The following is a 16,559-nucleotide window of genomic DNA, read 5'->3' as shown; positions in this document are numbered from 1 at the left end:
ATGACCGATAACGCATTGCTGCTGGTAAACCTGGGGTCGCCGGCCTCCACCGAAGTCGCCGATGTGCGCAGCTACCTCAACCAGTTTCTGATGGACCCTTATGTCGTCGATCTGCCCTGGCCGCTGCGGCGCTTGCTGGTGTCGCTGATCCTGATCAAGCGCCCGGCCGCTTCGGCCCACGCCTATGCCTCGATCTGGTGGGAGGAGGGCTCGCCCCTGGTGGTGTTGAGCAAGCGTCTGCAGGAAGCCATGAAGGCACAGTGGGGCCAGGGCCCGGTGGAGCTGGCCATGCGTTATGGCGAGCCGTCGATCGAGACGGTGCTCCAGCGTCTGGCCGCCCAGGGCATCAAGCAGGTGACCCTGGCACCGCTCTATCCGCAGTTTGCCGACAGCACCACCACCACGGTGATCGAGGAGGCGCGGCGGGTGGTGCGCGAGCACAAGCTGCCGATCCACTTTTCGATTCTGCCGCCTTTTTATGAGCAGCCCGAATACCTCGAGGCCCTGGCCGATAGCGCCCGACCTTACCTGGAGCAGGACTTCGATCACCTGCTGCTGAGCTTCCACGGCCTGCCGGAACGCCACCTGCGCAAGCTCGACCCGAGCAAGCACTGCCTCAAGGGCCCGGACTGCTGCATGAGCGCACCCCCCGAGGTGCTGGCCAGCTGTTATCGCGCCCAGTGCATGCGCAGTGCCCACGCCTTTGCCCAGCGTATGGGGCTGCGCCCGGAGCAGTGGTCGGTGTCCTTCCAGTCGCGCCTGGGCCGGGACAAATGGATCGAGCCCTATACCGAAAGCCGCCTGGAGGAGTTGGCCGGGCAGGGGGTGAAGAAGCTGCTGGTGATGTGCCCGGCCTTTGTCGCCGACTGCATCGAAACCCTGGAGGAGATCGGCGACCGTGGCCGCGAGCAGTTTATCGAGGCCGGTGGCGAAAGCCTGCAGCTGGTGCCCTGCCTGAACGACCACCCAAGCTGGGTGGCGGCGCTAAAAGTACTGAGCGAGCGGGCACCCTTGATGCTTTGAAGCGGGCAGGCATTAGCTCGAAAGGATGCCTTGCATTCGCCTGACTGATAACACCTACGGGCGATACTCATCGCCCTGTATATCGACCTAAGCTGGCAGTTCTTTCAACCGTCGTGCAGCGCACCTGTGCTGCCGAGGAGACTGCCAGTGCCTCACAACAACAATAACGGCTATCCCTCCAGTACCCGCGCCTGGGCCACTGTCGCCATTCTGATGGTGGCCTATGTGCTGTCCTTTATCGACCGGCAGATTCTCAACCTGCTGGTGGGGCCGATCCGCCGCGACCTGATGATCAGCGATACGCAGATGAGTCTGTTGATGGGCCTGTCCTTCGCGCTGTTCTACACCGTCTGCGGGATTCCCCTGGGGCGGCTGGCCGATACCAGGAGCCGTCGTGGCCTGATCACCCTCGGCGTGCTGTTCTGGAGCGCGGCCACCGCCGCCTGCGGCCTGGCCAAGCTGTACTGGCAGTTTCTGATCTGCCGCATCGGCGTTGGCGTGGGCGAGGCGGCGCTATCGCCGGCGGCCTACTCGCTGATCGCCGACAGCTTTCCCGCCGAGCGCCGCGCCACGGCGATCAGCGTCTATTCCATGGGGGTTTATCTGGGCTCGGGTCTGGCCTTTCTGCTCGGCGGTCTGGTGATCCAGTTCGCCTCGGCCCAGGGCGATGTACTGCTGCCAATCGTTGGCGAGGTGCGGCCCTGGCAGTTGATCTTCCTGATCCTCGGCGCGGCCGGGGTGCTGTTTACCCTGCTGATGCTGGCGGTCAAGGAGCCGACCCGGCGTGGCGTCGGTGCTGGCGTCGCGGTGCCGCTGGCCGATGTCGGCCGCTATATCCGCGCCAACAAGCGCACCGTGCTCTGCCATAACTTCGGCTTCGCCGGCCTGGCCTTTGCCGGCTATGGCAGTGCGGCCTGGATTCCGACCTTCTTTATCCGCACCTACGGCTGGGACGCCGGCCAGGTGGGCATCGTCTACGGCAGTATTGTTGCGGTGTTCGGCTGCCTGGGCATCGTCTTCGGCGGTCGCCTGGCCGACTGGATGGCCAAGCGGGGTAGCAGCGACGCCAATATGCGTGTCGGCCTGTACGCGGCCATCGGCGCTGTGCCTTGTGTGCTGGCTTTCCCGCTGATGGAAACGGCACTCTGGGCTGCGATCCTGACCGCGCCGGCAGTGTTTTTCCTGAGCATGCCGTTCGGCGTGGCTCCGGCGGCAATCCAGGAAATCATGCCCAACTCGATGCGCGGCCAGGCCTCGGCGATCTACCTGTTCGTGATCACCCTGATCGGCCTGGGCATAGGCCCGACCGCAGTGGCGCTGGTGACCGACTATGTGTTCGGCGACGACATGGCGCTGCGCTACTCGCTGCTGATCGTTACCAGCATCGCCGTGTTCAGCTCCATCGTGCTGCTGAGCATGAGCCTCAAACCCTATCGGGAGAGTGTGGTGCGCCTGCAGCAGTGGGCGGCCGCGCCGGCTTGAGGAGCGGCCATGGCCTCTGGTGCGCGGTGTGCACCAGAGGCCATGCAGGTATCAGACCTGCTCTTCGCTCAGGGCCTTGCTGCGCCAGCCCTTGCCGCCCGGCAGCAGCAGGTTGAGCGCGATGGCGATGATGCCGCACAGGGAGATGCCTTTCAGGCTAACGTCGCCCGCACCTATGACCATGCCGCCGATGCCGAACACCAGGGTGACCGCAACGATGACCAGGTTGCGCGCCTCGGACAGGTCAACCTGGTGGCGGATCAGGGTATTCAGGCCGACCACGGCGATGGAGCCGAACAGCAGGCAGAGAATGCCGCCCATCACCGGCACCGGGATGCTCTGCAGCACCGCGCCGAACTTGCCGATAAAGGCCAGGGTCATGGCGATCACCGCCGCCCAGAGCATCACCTTGGGGTTGAAGTTCTTGGTCAGCATCACCGCCCCGGTGACTTCCGAGTAGGTGGTATTGGGCGGTCCGCCGAGCAGGCCAGCGGCCGAGGTGGCCAGGCCGTCGCCGAGCAGGGTGCGGTGCAGACCCGGCTGTTTCAGGTAGTTCTTTCCGGTGACGGTGCCGATCGCCAGCACGTCGCCGATATGCTCGATGGCCGGGGCAATGGCCACCGGCAGGATAAACAGGATGGCCCCCCAGTGCAGTTCCGGGGCGATGAAATTCGGCACGGCCAGCCAGGGCGCGGCGGCCACCGGGCTGAAGTCGACCACACCGAGCAGCCAGGCCAGCCCATAGCCGACGAAGATCCCGCAGAGAATCGGGATCAGGCGGAAGATGCCGCGGCCGACCACCGCAACGATCAGGGTGGTGAGCAGCGCCGGCAGGGAAATCATCAGGGCGATGTCATAGGGCACCAGCTGCGCGCTGGCGTCGCCGGCCTTGCCCATGGCCATATTGGCCGCCACCGGGGCCAGGCCCAGGCCGATGGCCATGATCACCGGGCCGATCACCACTGGCGGCAACAGGCGGTCGATAAAGCCGGTGCCCTTGAGCTTCACCGCGCCGGCCAGGAGCATATAGGCAACACCGGCGGCTACCAGGCCGCCGAGGGTGGCGGGCAGGCCGAAGTCGGCCTTGGCGGCGAGGATAGGGGCAATAAAGGCGAAGCTGGAGGCGAGAAACACCGGCACCTGGTTCTTGGTCACCAGCTGGAAGATCAGGGTGCCGAGCCCCGCGGTAAACAGCGCCACGTTGGGATCCATGCCGGTGATCAGCGGCATCAGCACCAGCGCGCCGAAGGCTACGAAGAGCATCTGCGAGCCGGCCAGGGCCTGACGCCAGGTGGCGTCCTGCATATGATCCTGCATGTTCAGGCGTCCTTCTGCTTGGTGCCGAAGATCTTGTCACCGGCATCGCCGAGGCCGGGAATGATATAGCCGTGTGCATTCAGGCACTGGTCGATGGAGGCGGTGAAGATGGTCACGTCCGGATGTGCGTCGTTGACCACCTTGATGCCTTCCGGGGCGGCCACCAGGACCATGGCGCGGATTTCCTTGCAGCCGGCTTTTTTCAGCAGGTCGATGGTGGCGACCATGGAGCCGCCGGTGGCCAGCATGGGGTCGATGATCATCGCCAGGCGCTCGTCGATTTCCGGCACCAGTTTTTCCAGGTAGGTGTGCGCCTGCAGTGTTTCCTCGTTGCGCGCCACGCCCACGGCGCTGACCTTGGCCCCGGGAATCAGGCTGAGCACGCCTTCGAGCATGCCGATGCCGGCACGCAGGATCGGCACCACGGTGATCTTCTTGCCGGAGATCTTTTCCACCTGCACGGTGCCGCACCAGCCTTCTATCTCGCAGTTTTCCAGGGGCAGATCCTTGGTCGCCTCGTAGGTCAGCAGCGCACCGACTTCCTGGGCCAGTTCGCGAAAATTCTTCGTGCTGATATCGGCGCGGCGCATCAGGCCGAGCTTGTGGCGGATCAGCGGGTGGCGGATCTCGAGGATGGGCATGGCGGGGTCTCCGGCAGGACGGGTAGAAAACTGGCCTAGATTAAAGCATTGGCGATTCCAATTGCTGCCTCGGGGCCGGGTGAAATCGGCAATTAGCGTCTAAATTTCGTCTGTTGCCGACAATTTGCCCTGTTTGTCTATAAGCCCTTGCTCTGCCTGCCGCAGATGGGTACCTTTGCCGGCTTTTATTTTGACGCATCGATCAGCTTTTCTGCTGCGTGTCGTCCCGCTTCCAAGAGGAAACAGCATGTCCGTCGATCTCGCGCACATCCGCCAAGTCATGGCCGAAGCCGATTGCCTGTACAGCAATGCCGAGGTCGAGGTGGCTATCGACACCATGGCGGCGGCCATCAACAGCGAGATGGCTGAGAGCAATCCCGTGGTGTTCTGCGTGATGAATGGCGGGCTGATCTTCTCCGGCAAGCTGCTGCCCAAGCTCAGCTTTCCGCTGGAGTTGTCCTACCTGCACGCCACCCGGTATCGCAACGAGACCAGCGGCGGCGAGCTGTTCTGGAAGGCCAAGCCGGAAATCTCCTTTATCGACCGCGACGTGCTGATCATCGATGACATCCTCGATGAGGGGCACACCCTCGGTGCAATCATCGATTTTTGCCGGCATGCCGGTGCCAGGAACGTGCGCATCGCCGTGCTGGTAGACAAGACCCACGACCGCAAGGCGCGCCCCGACCTCAAGGCTGATTACGTCGGCATGTCCTGCGTCGATCGCTATGTGTTTGGCTACGGCATGGATTACAAAGGCTACTGGCGCAACGCGCCGGGGATCTACGCGGTAAAGGGCCTGTAAAAGCTGCTCGGTAGGGGGCTGCCTCTGTAGGGGGCGCTGTGCGCACCGAGTCTGCATACAGGCCTCGAATCTGCATTGTTCTATCGTCGCCCGGATGCAATACCGGGAGCGTTTTATGCCGCGCTAAATCTCCCTGGATTGCATCCGGGCTACACGACCTCTGATCCCTCATCGGCCTTGGGCGTCAGCCAGCGCAGGGCCTTTTCCCGGGCCTGGGCAAGGTCGTGCACATAGGCCAGATGGCCTTCGACGCGCTGGATGCCGGCACGCCTTAGTTGCAGGCGCACATGGGGCACCGGGCCACTCAGGATCAGGCCGACGCCCTGGGCGCGGTAGTCGCGCAGCACGTTGTCCAGCGCCGCCAGGGCGGTCATATCCAGCAGCGGTACAGCGCTGATATCGACGATCACCACCCTGACCCCCGGGGTAAAGCGGCGCAGCACGCTCAGGGCCTTTTCCGCCGCGCCGAAAAACAGCGGGCCGCGAATGGCGTACACCAGCACATGCTCAGGCAGATCACTCAGGGCCTGGTGAAAGTCCCGGGGCAGGCTCTCGGTGTCGGTGAGGTCGCTCATGCGCTTGATAAACAGCCCCGCCGCCAGCAGCAGACCGACCCCCACCGCCAGCACCATATCGAACAGTACGGTCAGGATCAGGCAGGTCAGCAGTACCAGCACGTCGCTGCGCGGGGCGATGCGCAGGGTGTGCTGCACATGCCGCACCTCGCTCATGTTCCACGCCACCATCAGCAGCAGGGCGGCCAGGGCGGCCATCGGCAGGTAGCTGAACAGCGGCGCGAGAAACAGGATGGCGACCAGTACCACGGCCGAATGGATAATCGCCGCCAGGGGCGAAAAGGCACCGGCGCGCACATTGGCGGCGCTGCGGGCAATCGCAGCGGTGGCGGTGATGCCGCCAAACAAGGGCGCGAGCAGATTGCCCAGGCCCTGGCCGATCAGTTCGCCGTTGGGGTCATGCTTGCTGCCGGTCATACCGTCGGCGACCACCGCGCACAGCAGCGACTCGATGGCACCGAGCATGGCGATGGCAAAGGCCGGGGCGAGCAGCTGGCGGAACAGTTCGAAGCTGATTGCCAGCGGTTGTCCGTCGGGGCCGGGCAGCAGCCAGGGCCAGGCGAAGCTGGGCAAAAAAGGCGGGATGCCCGGATACTCGACACCCTCCAGGCTGTAGCTGAAACGCTCGCCGATGGTCGCCACTGGAATCTGCAGGCTTTCCAGCAGCAGGCCGAGCAGGGCACCCAGCGCCAGCGCCGCCAGATGCCCCGGCACCCTGGGCACCCAGCGCGGCCAGATCAGCAGCACCGCCAGGCACACCAGGGCCACCAGGCTATCGCCCAGTTGCAGGCTGGGCAGGGCCTGCCACAGCCCCTGCAGCTGCTCGATATAGTTGCTCGGCTGACCGGCCAGGCTCAGGCCGAGCAGGTCCTTGAACTGCAGGGTGGCGATCACGATGCCGATCCCGGCGGTAAAGCCCAGGGTCACCGGGTAGGGGATAAATTCGATCAGGCGGCCAGCGCGCATCAGGCCCAGGGCAATCAGAATCAGCCCGGCCATCAGGGTGCACAGCAGCAGGCCGCCGAGGCCAAATTGCTGGGTGATCGGCAGCAGTATCACCACAAAGGCCGCGGTCGGGCCGCTGACATTGAAGCGCGAACCGCCAAACAGGGCGATCAGGCTGCCGGCCACCAGCACCGTATACAGCCCGTGTTGCGGCGGCACGCCCACGGCAATCGCCAGGGCCATGGCCAGGGGAATGGCAATGATGCCGACGGTGAGGCCGGCACCGAGGTCGCCGCGCAGAGCGCGCCAGGAGTAGCCGGCACGCAGGGTTTGACGCCAGGCAGCGAACAGCGGCGGTAAGGGCAGCGACATGATGACTCCGTGGTGGATAGGGGAAGTATAGGAGCTGCTGCGGCGGCTCAGAGGTGACCTAAGTCGGCTATTCCGAGCCCCGTGGCCATGCTAAAAAGTTTGGCTGGCTGGCGATGCGTTGAGCCCTGGCCCGCGCCGGGGGTAAACTGCCGGCCCCCGAGGCCCGGTATGTTGGAGTTGATGATGCGCAAAGACAAGAAACAGGTGATTGGCGAAGAAATCGGTGACGAGCCGATCAAGCTGTTCCTCAGCGTGGAGCCGGCCGATGCCACGCCGCCCTCGCTGCACAAGCTGGTCAAGGCCTACCGCGGCCTGCGCATCGACGACTTCGCACGCTTTGTCGACTTCTTCGTCGCCGCCGGTTACGACCTGAACGCCAAGGATGCCCAGGGCAACGACTTTATCGCCCTGATCCAGGACCAGCGTTTTGCCGAGCCCTATATTGAAGTGATCAAGGCCGCCCGCGGCTGATCCCCCTCCGCCAGGCCGCCCATTTGGCCAGGCTTCGCGTTTTGCTCCATATAGAGCGCTGCGCTCCATTCTGTTGTCGCTTCTCAGCTATCGCGGGCCTAGTTCCATGCCCGCGAAATCGTATGGTCGCCAAATTACCCGCCCAACTTCTTGCTACTAATCACGCAAATCAATAGTGCTGGGCGGGGGAGACGACCGGTCATATTCTGCCCGGCATGAACTCAAGCATCCGACTCGACAAGCGTGACCTGATCCTCGCCAAAGGTGCCGAGGTGATGACCCGTCGTGGTTATCACGGTGCTGGCGTGCAGGAGATCGTTCAGGCGGCGGGGGTGCCGAAAGGCTCCTTCTATCACTACTTCGCCAGCAAGGAAGACTTTGCCCTGCAGGCCCTGCAGCAGGTCTATCAGCCGCGTCTGGCGCGATATGCCGAAGCCCTGGCTAATCCGGTCTTGAGTCCGCGCGAGCGCATCCTCGGTTATTACGCCGAACTGGTGGAGCACTTCGCTCGCCAGGAACGTCTGGAATACCACTGCTTTATTGGCAGCCTGAGTTTCGAGATGGCCGAGCTGTCGCCGATCCTGGGCGCACAGGTCGATGCAATCCTGCAGCGCTCGGCGGACATCCTTCAGGGTTGCCTGGAACAGGCCCAGGCGGCCGGCGAACTACCGGCCGACGAGGATTGCCGCAACCTGGCGAGCTTTATTGCCAATGCCTGGCAGGGCGCGCTGACCCGGCTCAAGGTGTCGAGCAACACCCGGGTGCTGGAAGACTTTATCCAACGTCTGCAACTGCTGTTGCAGGCCTGACATTCAACCTTCGACTAACCATGACCGGCCGCCAGGCCGGCTAGAGGAACGATGATGACCGATCCCGTTAAAGCGCTGTTCCAACCCTTTACCCTGGGCAACCTGGAGCTGCCGACCCGTGTGGTCATGGCGCCGATGACCCGTTCCTTCTCCCCGGGTGGCGTACCCAACAGCAAGGTCATCGAGTACTACCGTCGCCGCGCTGCTGCTGGCGTTGGCCTGATCGTCACCGAAGGCACCACGGTTGGCCACAAGGCTGCCAACGGTTACCCGAACGTGCCGCGTTTCTACGGTGAAGACGCCCTGGCTGGCTGGAAGAAGGTGGTCGAGGCGGTGCACGCCGAGGGCGGCAAGATCGTTCCGCAGCTGTGGCACGTGGGCAATGTGCGCAAGCTGGGCACCGAGCCGGACGCCAGCGTCCCAGGCTATGGCCCGAGCGAGAAGATTAAAGAGGGCAACGTGGTTGTGCACGGCATGACCCAGGACGATATCAAGGAAGTGATCGCCGCCTTCGCCCAGGCCGCCAAGGATGCCAAAGCCATCGGCATGGACGGCGTGGAAATCCACGGTGCCCACGGCTACCTGGTCGACCAGTTCTTCTGGGCCGGCAGCAACCAGCGCACTGACGAATACGGTGGTGACCTGGCGCAGCGCTCGCGTTTTGCCATCGAGCTGATCCAGGCCGTGCGCGCCGCGGTGGGCCCGGACTTCCCGATCATCTTCCGCTTCTCGCAGTGGAAGCAGCAGGACTACAGCGCCCGTCTGGTGGAAACCCCGGAAGCGCTGGAAGCTTTCCTCAAGCCGCTGGCTGACGCCGGCGTGGATATCTTCCACTGTTCGACCCGGCGTTTCTGGGAGCCGGAATTTGACGGCTCCGAGCTGAACCTGGCGGGCTGGACGCGCAAGCTGACTGGCAAGCCAACCATCACCGTCGGCAGTGTCGGCCTGGATGGCGAGTTCCTCCAGTTTATGGTCAACACCGACAAGGTGGCCCAGCCGGCCAGCCTGGAAAACCTGCTGGAGCGCCTGAACAAGCAGGAGTTCGACCTGGTGGCCGTAGGCCGCGCGCTGCTGGTCGACCCGGATTGGGCAGTAAAAGTACGCGATGGCCGCGAGCAGGACATTCTGCCGTTTAGTCGTGAGGCGCTGACCAGCCTGGTCTGATTTCCCGCTTTATCGTACGCGCCGCAAAACGGCGCGTTACCTCTCAAGCCCCGGCACATCGGGGCTTTTTTTCGTCTGCACAATTGCCGCGGCTGGGTGGCGTAACGGCCGGGGGAGTTTTCCGCGGGCCACCGGCTGCGGCTGCTTATATGCAAACGAAGTAAAAAGTTCCCGTGTCATCAAATATTTATATATCGGCAACGGCGCTGAAATATCCCGCCGCCAAGATTCCCTCCAGCACGAACGAGCCCTCAGCGCTCGGGTGTTTTCAACACTAAAAGTTTATTAGAGGAATCTTCGATGATCCGTAAGCACAGCTTTCGTGGAGTAATGGCCGGCTTCGCAACCAGCGCTCTGGCTCTGGCCGTTTCCGCCCAGGCTTTCGCCGGCACCGTTACCACCGACGGTACCGATCTCGTGATCAAGACCAAGGGCGGCCTGGAAGTGGCCACCACCGACAAAGAATTCAGCTTCAAGCTGGGCGGCAAGCTGCAGTGGGATGCCACCAACTTCGATGGCCTGATGGCTGCTCGCCAGAACGAACCGTTCGACGACACCTTCAACACTTACATCCGTCGCGGTGAAATCGGTCTGGAAGGTGTGGCCTACAAGGACTGGGGCTGGGGCGTGCGTTTGTCCTATGACGGCTTCGCAGATGGTACCGATGTCGATCGTGCCTATGTCACCTACACTGGCCTGGAAGTGGTCGATGTGACCATTGGCCGCTTCGGTGTTGATTACGGCCTGGAGGGCACCACCAGCTCGTCGTGGATCACCGCCATCGAACGCCCATTTATGTACGACTTTCTCCACGGTGATGAAGACGCCCAGTTTGGTGTGAACGTCAAACACTCCGGCGACAACTACGGCCTCATGGCCCAGGTTGCGACCTACGATGAAAGCGACAACAACAACAACTACGAAACCGATGGCAACGACGAGCTGTTCGGTTACACCTTGCGCGCTCACTGGGCTCCGTATCTGAACGGTACTGACGTTGTCCACCTGGCTGCCAACTACCACGACAGCAGCTCGGACGACGACCGTGCCCGCGCTCGTACCCGTATGGGCATTCGCAGCGATGACGATATGCGTCTGACTTTCGCTGATGTGGATGTGGCAGACAAAGACAGCGAATGGCTGCTGGAGTCGGGTGTTCAGTTCGGTGGCCTTCGTGCTCAGGCTGAATACTTCCAGCGCAGCATCTCTGGTGAAACAGATCTCGGTGCTGATTCCGATGCGGATCTGAGCGGCTACACCGCGCAGGTTTCCTACATGTTCGGCGCAGCTCGTGGTTACAAAGGCAGCGATGGCAAGTGGGACAAGCCGACCGATATGAAAGGCACCTGGGAAGTCTTCGCTCGTTATGAGAACACCGAGGTTGACTCCGATGCGAACGCCATTCCAAGCAACCTGGGCCTGACTGGCATCGTGGCTGCAGATACCAGCGATGAGTTCGAAGCCAGCGCCATGGTCGTCGGTGTCAACTACTTCGCTACTCCTGCTGTACGCATGAGCCTGAACTACGTTGACTACGAAGTAGACAACGTCAATACCTCTGCCAGCCTGACCAAGAATGGCAAGACTTACAAAGTGGAAGACGACGGCCAGGCCATCGTAGGCCGCCTGCAGTACGTATTCTAAGCAACACCGCTTAATCGCTGCTCCTTACTTTGAGCCCCGCCTTGTGCGGGGCTTTTTTCGTCGCGATTTATCTCCCGCCTGGCCTGCGGCTCGATCTGCGCGCGTTCGCCCATAGCGTCATGCGGGCTCTCTGACGCTATAGTGCAGCCTTGCCCGACTCGCCGAGCTGACGATGTTGCCGACCCGCCTGAACTCCATCCATGAGATTGCCGCCAGCCAGTGGGATGGCCTGCTGACCGAGGTGCAACCTTTTTTGCGCCACGCTTTTCTCTCTGCGCTGGAGGACAGTGGCAGTGTTGGCGGACGCAGTGGCTGGCAGCCGGCTCATGCGGTGCTGCCGGGTGAGCAGGGCCAGCTGCTGGCCGCCATGCCGGCCTATGTGAAAAGCCATTCCTACGGCGAGTACGTGTTCGACCATGGCTGGGCCGATGCTTGCCACCGGGCCGGTATCGACTATTACCCCAAGCTGCTCGGGGCCATTCCCTTCTCCCCTGTGACCGGGCAGCGCCTGCTTGGCGAGCCGCTGGCCGCCGGGCAGTTGCTCGATAGGCTAAGTGAAAGTCTGGCAGCGCAGGGGCTGTCGAGCCTGCATATCAACTTCACCAGCCCGGCCGACGATGCCCTGCTGCAGGGCCGCGACGGCTGGTTACAGCGCCTCGGTTGCCAATATCACTGGCACAACCGCAGCTACCGGGATTTCCAGGACTTTCTCGACGCCCTCAGTTCGCGCAAGCGCAAGCAGATGCGCAAAGAGCGCGAGCAAGTGGCGGGGCAGGGCATCGAGTTTGACTGGCGTGAGGGCCATCAGCTCAGCGAGTTGGAATGGGATTTCGTCTACCTGTGCTACGCCAATACCTACCGCGTGCGCGGCCAGTCACCCTACCTGACGCGCGCCTTTTTCAGCCTGCTGGCCGAGCGCATGCCCGAGATGATTCGCGTAGTGCTGGCCCATCAGGCCGGCCGCCCGGTGGCCATGGCCTTTAGTCTGGTCGGTGGCGACAGCCTGTACGGGCGCTACTGGGGTTGCCTGGCCGAGTTCGATCGGCTGCACTTCGAAACCTGTTTCTACCAGGGCATGGACTATGCGATTGCCCAGGGACTGCAGCGTTTCGATGCCGGTGCCCAAGGCGAGCACAAGCTGATCCGCGGCTTTGAACCGGTGATCACCCACTCCTGGCATTACCTCTGCCATCCAGGCCTGCGCGATGCCGTGGCGAACTTCCTCGTCGAGGAACAGCACGGCATCCGCGCTTATGTCGAACAGGCCCGCGAGCTACTGCCGTACCGCCAGAACTGAGATTTTTCGCGGCCATGGGCCGCTCCTACAAAAACAGCGTGTTGTCAGTCTATCCTCGACGTAGGAGCGGGCCATGCCCGCGAATTTCTCAAGGAGAACGCTTATGGACGAGCGTTACAGCTACCGGAAACCAGGGCACGCAGCATTACGCAATGGCCGTGCATCTATCTGCAATACGGCTTATCTGATCACCACAACAACTCAAAATCGCGAACCGCTGTTCAGCCACTTTCCTGCGGCGTGCTCGGCCGCTCGTTGTTTCGAAGACGCCGCCTTGCTCAGAGGAAGCCGCATGCTGGCCTGGGTGTTGATGCCGGACCATGCGCACTGGTTGCTTCAGCTTGGCGAGGTCGACAACCTCGGCGATGTGATTGGCCGGCTCAAATCCGCCAGTTCCCGCCACACCAATCGCACCCTGAATCGAATGGGGTCGCTGTGGTCGCAAGCCTTTCACGATCATGCCCTGCGCGAAGAGGACGATCTGCAAGCCGTCGCCCGTTATATCGTGGCCAATCCGCTGCGAGCGGGGTTGGTCAAGCGGATCGGGGATTATCCGTTCTGGAATGCCATCTGGCTTTGATCCGGATCGGTGACGGTTGGTGTATTCAATATCGCTTCGCGGCCATGGAACTGGGCGTCCCCCCCGCTCCTACTGGGGGAGTGGCGTCTCGGCGACCAGGCGATCACTCCACCCCGACAAACCCCCCGGTCTGGTGCTGCCAGAGCCGCGCATAGAGGCCGCCTCGTTCGATCAGCTCAGTGTGGCTGCCGGTTTCGACGATGCGGCCCTGGTCGATCACCACCAGGCGGTCCATGCGGGCGATGGTCGATAAGCGGTGGGCGATGGCGATCACGGTCTTGCCTTGCATCAGGGTATCCAAGCTTTCCTGGATCGCCGCTTCGATTTCCGAGTCCAGCGCCGAGGTGGCTTCGTCGAGCACCAGGATCGGTGCGTCCTTGAGCAGCACGCGGGCGATGGCGATGCGTTGGCGCTGGCCGCCGGAGAGCTTGACCCCGCGTTCGCCGACCTGGGCGTCGAAGCCGCGGCCGCCCTGGCCGTCGTCGAGGCACGGGATAAAGCTGTCGGCGCGGGCCTTGCGCACGGCTTCAAGCAATTCATCCTCGCTCGCATCGGGCTTGCCATAGAGCAGGTTGTCGCGGATCGAGCGGTGCAGCAGCGAAGTGTCCTGGGTGACCATGCCAATCTGCGCGCGCAGGCTTTCCTGAGCCACCTCGGCGATGTTCTGGTCGTCGATCAGGATGCGCCCGCTCTCCAGGTCGTAGAGGCGCAGCAGCAGGTTGACCAGGGTCGATTTGCCCGCGCCGGAAGGGCCGACCAGGCCGATCTTCTCCCCGGGTGCCACCCTCAGGCTGAGGCCGCCGATCACTCCGTGGCTGTTGCCGTAGTGAAAGTGGATATCGTCGAACTGCACCTCGCCGCGGCTGACTTGCAGCGGCTTGGCCTGTTCCTGGTCGAGCACCTGGCGCGGCTGGACGATGGTTTTCATGCCGTCCTGCACGGTGCCGACGTTCTCGAAGATGCCGTTGACCACCCACATGATCCATTCGGCCATGCCGTTGATACGGATTACCAGGCCCAGCGCCAGGGCGATGGCACCAGTGCTGATCAGCGCCTGGCTCCATAGCCACAGGGCCAGCGCGCCGGTGCCGACGATCAGCATACCGTTGAGGCAGGTCACCAGAAAATCCAGGGTGGTGATGATGCGCGATTGCAGGAGCACCTTGCCGAGCAGCTCCTGGATGGCGTCGCGGGTGTAGTGCTCCTCGACCTGGGTGTGGGCGAACAGCTTGAGGGTGGCGATATTGCTGTAGCCGTCGACCACCCGACCCATGACTTTCGAGCGCGCCGCCGAGGCTTGCGCGGAGCGCTCCTTGATCCGCGGCACGAAGTACCAGAGCGCCGCGCAGTAGCCGATGATCCATAGCAGCAGGGGGGCAATCAGGCGCAGGTCGGCGGCGGCAAACAGGTAGAGCGCGCTGGCGGCATACACCGTCACGTGCCAGAGGGCGTCGACCACCTGCATGGCCGAGTCGCGCAGCGAAGGGCCGGTTTGCATGATGCGTTGGGCGATGCGCCCGGCGAAGTCGTTCTGGAAGAAGCCCAGGCTCTGCTTGAGCACATAGCGATGGTTCTGCCAGCGGATCAGGTTGGTCAGGCCGGGGTTGATGGTCTGGTGGGTCAGCAGGTTGTGCAGGCCGAACACCAGCGGGCGGATGACCAGCGCCACCAGCAGCATCCACAACAGGGTGCCCTGGTGTTGCTGGAAGAACTCGCCACTGGGGGTGGTCTGGGTCATGTCGATCAGCTGGCCGAGAAAGCTGAACAGCGCCACTTCGATCAGGGCGGCGACGAAACCGACCACCAGCACGGCGATCATCAGCGGCCAGACCTGGCGCAGGTAGTGGGCGTAGAAGGCCAGCATGCCGGCCGGCGGCTCAACGTCGGGGCTGGGTTTGAATACGTCGATCAGGCTTTCGAAGCGGCGAAACAGCATGTCAGGCATCCTGCCCAGGTCGAGGGGAAGAGCCTGATTCTAGCGAGTTTGCCGGGGCGGGTGTGGCGCGGATGAGGAGGGTGGGCATCTGCAACATGCCCACCCTGCGGGGTGGCTCAGAGGCGCTTGGCTTCGAGGATCAGTACCGGTTCGCGGGGCACATTCTGGTGGCCACCACGGTTGGCGGTAGGCACCTGGGCGATCTTGTCGACCACGTCCATGCCCTTCACCACCTTGCCGAATACCGCGTAACCGAAGTCGCGCGAACCGTGGTCGAGGAAGGCATTGTCCTGATGGTTGATAAAGAACTGGCTGGTGGCCGAGTCGCGCACCTGGGTGCGGGCCATGGCCAGGGTGCCGCGTACGTTGTGCAGGCCGTTGTCGGCTTCGTTCTTGATCGAGGGCTGGGTGTCCTTCTGCTGCATCTGCGCATCGAAACCGCCACCCTGCACCATAAAGCCCGGGATCACCCGGTGGAACTGGGTGCCGGCGTAATAGCCGCTGTCCACGTAGCCGAGGAAGTTGGCGGTGCTGATCGGAGCCTTGGTGGCTTCCAGTTCGATTTCGATTTCGCCCAGGCTGGTGGTCAGCAGCACTTTCGGGTTATCCGCGGCCAGCAGGCTGGTGGCGAACAACAGGGAGCAGGCGGCGAGGGTGAGGGTTTTCAACATGCGTGTGGGTCCTTATTGGGCAGTGGGGGCAGCCTGCTCGACTTCGCTGAGGAAGGCCAGCAGATTGCTGTTGAAGCGTTCGGGTTGGTCCAGCGGGGTGGCGTGGCGCGAGTCGTCGATCACCAGCAGACGGGCATTGGGCAGTTCATCGACATAGGCCTGCTTCTGCGCCACCGGGGTGTAATCGCGGTCGGCAGCAATCACCAGGGTAGGACAGGTGATGGCTGCCAGTCGTTCGCGTACGCCCCAGCCGATAATGGCGTCGAGGCTGGCGAGGTAGGCGCGCTTGTCGTTCTGCGGCCAACGCTCCTCGATCTTGCGCCGCAGATCGCCCTGCTCGGGCTTGGGAAACAGCAGGCGGCCCAGGCCCTTGGCGATGGTGTCGAGGCTGAGCAGGCGCGACAGGGTCCAGCGCTTGGCGATTTCCAGGTAGTCGCGCGGGCTTTTCGCTTTCACTTCCGGGCCGCTGTTGACGATGCACAGGCTTTTCAGCAGGTCGGGGCGTTCGACGCCGACCTGGAAGCCGATCATCCCGCCCATGGAAATACCCACCAGGTGCACCGGGCCGTAGTTCAGGTGTTCGATCAGGGCGATGGTGTCTTCGGCAAAACCGGCGATGCTGTAAGGCTCGCGCGGTTTGTCGGAACGGCCGTGGCCGCGTACATCGAGGGCGATCACCCGGTAGTGGGCCGCCAGGTCGGGGATCTGATACTCCCAGTCGCGGGTGCTTGAGCCCAGGCCGTGAACCAGCAGCACGGGCGCGCCGTGGCCGTACTCTTCGTAGTGCAGCTGGCAGCCATCGTGATTGAAATAGGACATCTGGCGAA

At 62.9% G+C, this 16,559-nt stretch carries 15 protein-coding genes; 9 read left to right on the top strand and 6 right to left on the bottom strand.

Annotated elements, in window-relative coordinates; all coding sequences use genetic code 11:
• Positions 1-1,023, top strand: a complete 1,023-nt coding sequence (gene hemH / locus WMW70_RS08205) for a ferrochelatase (RefSeq protein WP_341437010.1) — start codon at positions 1-3, stop codon at positions 1,021-1,023.
• Between the two features lie 147 nt (positions 1,024-1,170).
• Positions 1,171-2,505, top strand: coding sequence for a spinster family MFS transporter (locus WMW70_RS08200; protein ID WP_341437009.1), 1,335 nt, complete (start codon positions 1,171-1,173; stop codon positions 2,503-2,505).
• 51 nt (positions 2,506-2,556) lie between these two features.
• Here the strand turns inward: WMW70_RS08200 and WMW70_RS08195 are convergent, their stop codons facing one another.
• Positions 2,557-3,822, bottom strand: a complete 1,266-nt coding sequence (locus tag WMW70_RS08195; RefSeq protein ID WP_341437008.1) for a uracil-xanthine permease family protein — start codon at positions 3,820-3,822, stop codon at positions 2,557-2,559.
• Positions 3,823-3,824: 2 nt separating this feature from the next.
• The gene (upp, locus tag WMW70_RS08190) at positions 3,825-4,463 is read right to left on the bottom strand and encodes a uracil phosphoribosyltransferase (protein WP_341437007.1); all 639 of its coding nucleotides are present in this window, start codon (positions 4,461-4,463) and stop codon (positions 3,825-3,827) included.
• A gap of 247 nt (positions 4,464-4,710) precedes the next feature.
• On the opposite strand from upp, the gene WMW70_RS08185 reads away from it, so the two are divergent.
• Positions 4,711-5,268, top strand: coding sequence for a hypoxanthine-guanine phosphoribosyltransferase (locus tag WMW70_RS08185; RefSeq protein WP_341437006.1), 558 nt, complete (start codon positions 4,711-4,713; stop codon positions 5,266-5,268).
• 149 nt (positions 5,269-5,417) lie between these two features.
• Here WMW70_RS08185 and dauA read toward each other — a convergent pair whose 3' ends face one another.
• Positions 5,418-7,160, bottom strand: coding sequence for a C4-dicarboxylic acid transporter DauA (gene dauA / locus WMW70_RS08180; protein WP_341437005.1), 1,743 nt, complete (start codon positions 7,158-7,160; stop codon positions 5,418-5,420).
• A 183-nt stretch (positions 7,161-7,343) separates the two neighbouring features.
• Between dauA and WMW70_RS08175 the strand changes: the two genes are divergently transcribed.
• The 6 genes from WMW70_RS08175 (at position 7,344) to WMW70_RS08150 (ending at position 13,125) form a co-directional block, all read left to right on the top strand.
• Positions 7,344-7,631 (top strand): PA4642 family protein, encoded by a 288-nt coding sequence (locus tag WMW70_RS08175; protein ID WP_339462283.1) that lies wholly within the window; start codon positions 7,344-7,346, stop codon positions 7,629-7,631.
• A gap of 215 nt (positions 7,632-7,846) precedes the next feature.
• On the top strand, positions 7,847-8,440 hold the full coding sequence (locus WMW70_RS08170; protein ID WP_341437004.1) for a TetR/AcrR family transcriptional regulator: 594 nt from the start codon (positions 7,847-7,849) through the stop codon (positions 8,438-8,440).
• Positions 8,441-8,494: 54 nt separating this feature from the next.
• Positions 8,495-9,604, top strand: coding sequence for an NADH:flavin oxidoreductase (locus WMW70_RS08165; RefSeq protein WP_341437003.1), 1,110 nt, complete (start codon positions 8,495-8,497; stop codon positions 9,602-9,604).
• A gap of 300 nt (positions 9,605-9,904) precedes the next feature.
• Positions 9,905-11,248, top strand: coding sequence for an OprO/OprP family phosphate-selective porin (locus WMW70_RS08160; RefSeq protein WP_341437002.1), 1,344 nt, complete (start codon positions 9,905-9,907; stop codon positions 11,246-11,248).
• 172 nt (positions 11,249-11,420) lie between these two features.
• A complete protein-coding gene (locus WMW70_RS08155) occupies positions 11,421-12,545 on the top strand; it encodes a GNAT family N-acetyltransferase (RefSeq protein WP_341437001.1) in 1,125 nt (374 codons plus the stop codon).
• Positions 12,546-12,648: 103 nt separating this feature from the next.
• Entirely contained in the window at positions 12,649-13,125 is a 477-nt protein-coding gene (locus WMW70_RS08150) for an REP-associated tyrosine transposase (RefSeq protein WP_341437000.1), read from the top strand.
• Between the two features lie 103 nt (positions 13,126-13,228).
• Here WMW70_RS08150 and WMW70_RS08145 read toward each other — a convergent pair whose 3' ends face one another.
• The 3 genes from WMW70_RS08145 to WMW70_RS08135 all read right to left on the bottom strand — a co-directional run bounded on the left by WMW70_RS08145 (position 13,229) and on the right by WMW70_RS08135 (position 16,551).
• Entirely contained in the window at positions 13,229-15,061 is a 1,833-nt protein-coding gene (locus tag WMW70_RS08145) for an ABC transporter ATP-binding protein (protein ID WP_341436999.1), read from the bottom strand.
• Between the two features lie 116 nt (positions 15,062-15,177).
• Positions 15,178-15,732 carry a peptidylprolyl isomerase gene (locus WMW70_RS08140; protein WP_341436998.1) on the bottom strand — a complete coding sequence of 185 codons (555 nt, stop codon included), beginning with the start codon at positions 15,730-15,732 and terminating at the stop codon, positions 15,178-15,180.
• A gap of 12 nt (positions 15,733-15,744) precedes the next feature.
• Positions 15,745-16,551, bottom strand: coding sequence for an alpha/beta fold hydrolase (locus WMW70_RS08135; RefSeq protein WP_341436997.1), 807 nt, complete (start codon positions 16,549-16,551; stop codon positions 15,745-15,747).
• Between the last annotated feature and the right edge of the window lie 8 nt (positions 16,552-16,559).

The organism is Pseudomonas sp. XK-1, from assembly GCF_038069885.1.
Lineage (GTDB): Bacteria > Pseudomonadota > Gammaproteobacteria > Pseudomonadales > Pseudomonadaceae > Aquipseudomonas.
The sequence above is the reverse complement of the archived record's forward strand: the minus strand, read 5'-3'. Positions and strand labels throughout refer to the sequence as shown.

What these genes read in the sequence shown, in the direction of transcription:
- hemH (WP_341437010.1), top strand. Translation starts at nt 1, where the DNA reads ATGACCGATAACGCATTGCTGCTGGTAAACCTGGGGTCGCCGGCCTCC.
- WMW70_RS08195 (WP_341437008.1), bottom strand. Translation starts at nt 3,822, where the DNA reads ATGCAGGATCATATGCAGGACGCCACCTGGCGTCAGGCCCTGGCCGGC.
- upp (WP_341437007.1), bottom strand. Translation starts at nt 4,463, where the DNA reads ATGCCCATCCTCGAGATCCGCCACCCGCTGATCCGCCACAAGCTCGGC.
- WMW70_RS08185 (WP_341437006.1), top strand. Translation starts at nt 4,711, where the DNA reads ATGTCCGTCGATCTCGCGCACATCCGCCAAGTCATGGCCGAAGCCGAT.
- dauA (WP_341437005.1), bottom strand. Translation starts at nt 7,160, where the DNA reads ATGTCGCTGCCCTTACCGCCGCTGTTCGCTGCCTGGCGTCAAACCCTG.
- WMW70_RS08175 (WP_339462283.1), top strand. Translation starts at nt 7,344, where the DNA reads ATGCGCAAAGACAAGAAACAGGTGATTGGCGAAGAAATCGGTGACGAG.
- WMW70_RS08170 (WP_341437004.1), top strand. Translation starts at nt 7,847, where the DNA reads ATGAACTCAAGCATCCGACTCGACAAGCGTGACCTGATCCTCGCCAAA.
- WMW70_RS08165 (WP_341437003.1), top strand. Translation starts at nt 8,495, where the DNA reads ATGACCGATCCCGTTAAAGCGCTGTTCCAACCCTTTACCCTGGGCAAC.
- WMW70_RS08160 (WP_341437002.1), top strand. Translation starts at nt 9,905, where the DNA reads ATGATCCGTAAGCACAGCTTTCGTGGAGTAATGGCCGGCTTCGCAACC.
- WMW70_RS08155 (WP_341437001.1), top strand. Translation starts at nt 11,421, where the DNA reads ATGTTGCCGACCCGCCTGAACTCCATCCATGAGATTGCCGCCAGCCAG.
- WMW70_RS08150 (WP_341437000.1), top strand. Translation starts at nt 12,649, where the DNA reads ATGGACGAGCGTTACAGCTACCGGAAACCAGGGCACGCAGCATTACGC.
- WMW70_RS08145 (WP_341436999.1), bottom strand. Translation starts at nt 15,061, where the DNA reads ATGCTGTTTCGCCGCTTCGAAAGCCTGATCGACGTATTCAAACCCAGC.
- WMW70_RS08140 (WP_341436998.1), bottom strand. Translation starts at nt 15,732, where the DNA reads ATGTTGAAAACCCTCACCCTCGCCGCCTGCTCCCTGTTGTTCGCCACC.
- WMW70_RS08135 (WP_341436997.1), bottom strand. Translation starts at nt 16,551, where the DNA reads ATGTCCTATTTCAATCACGATGGCTGCCAGCTGCACTACGAAGAGTAC.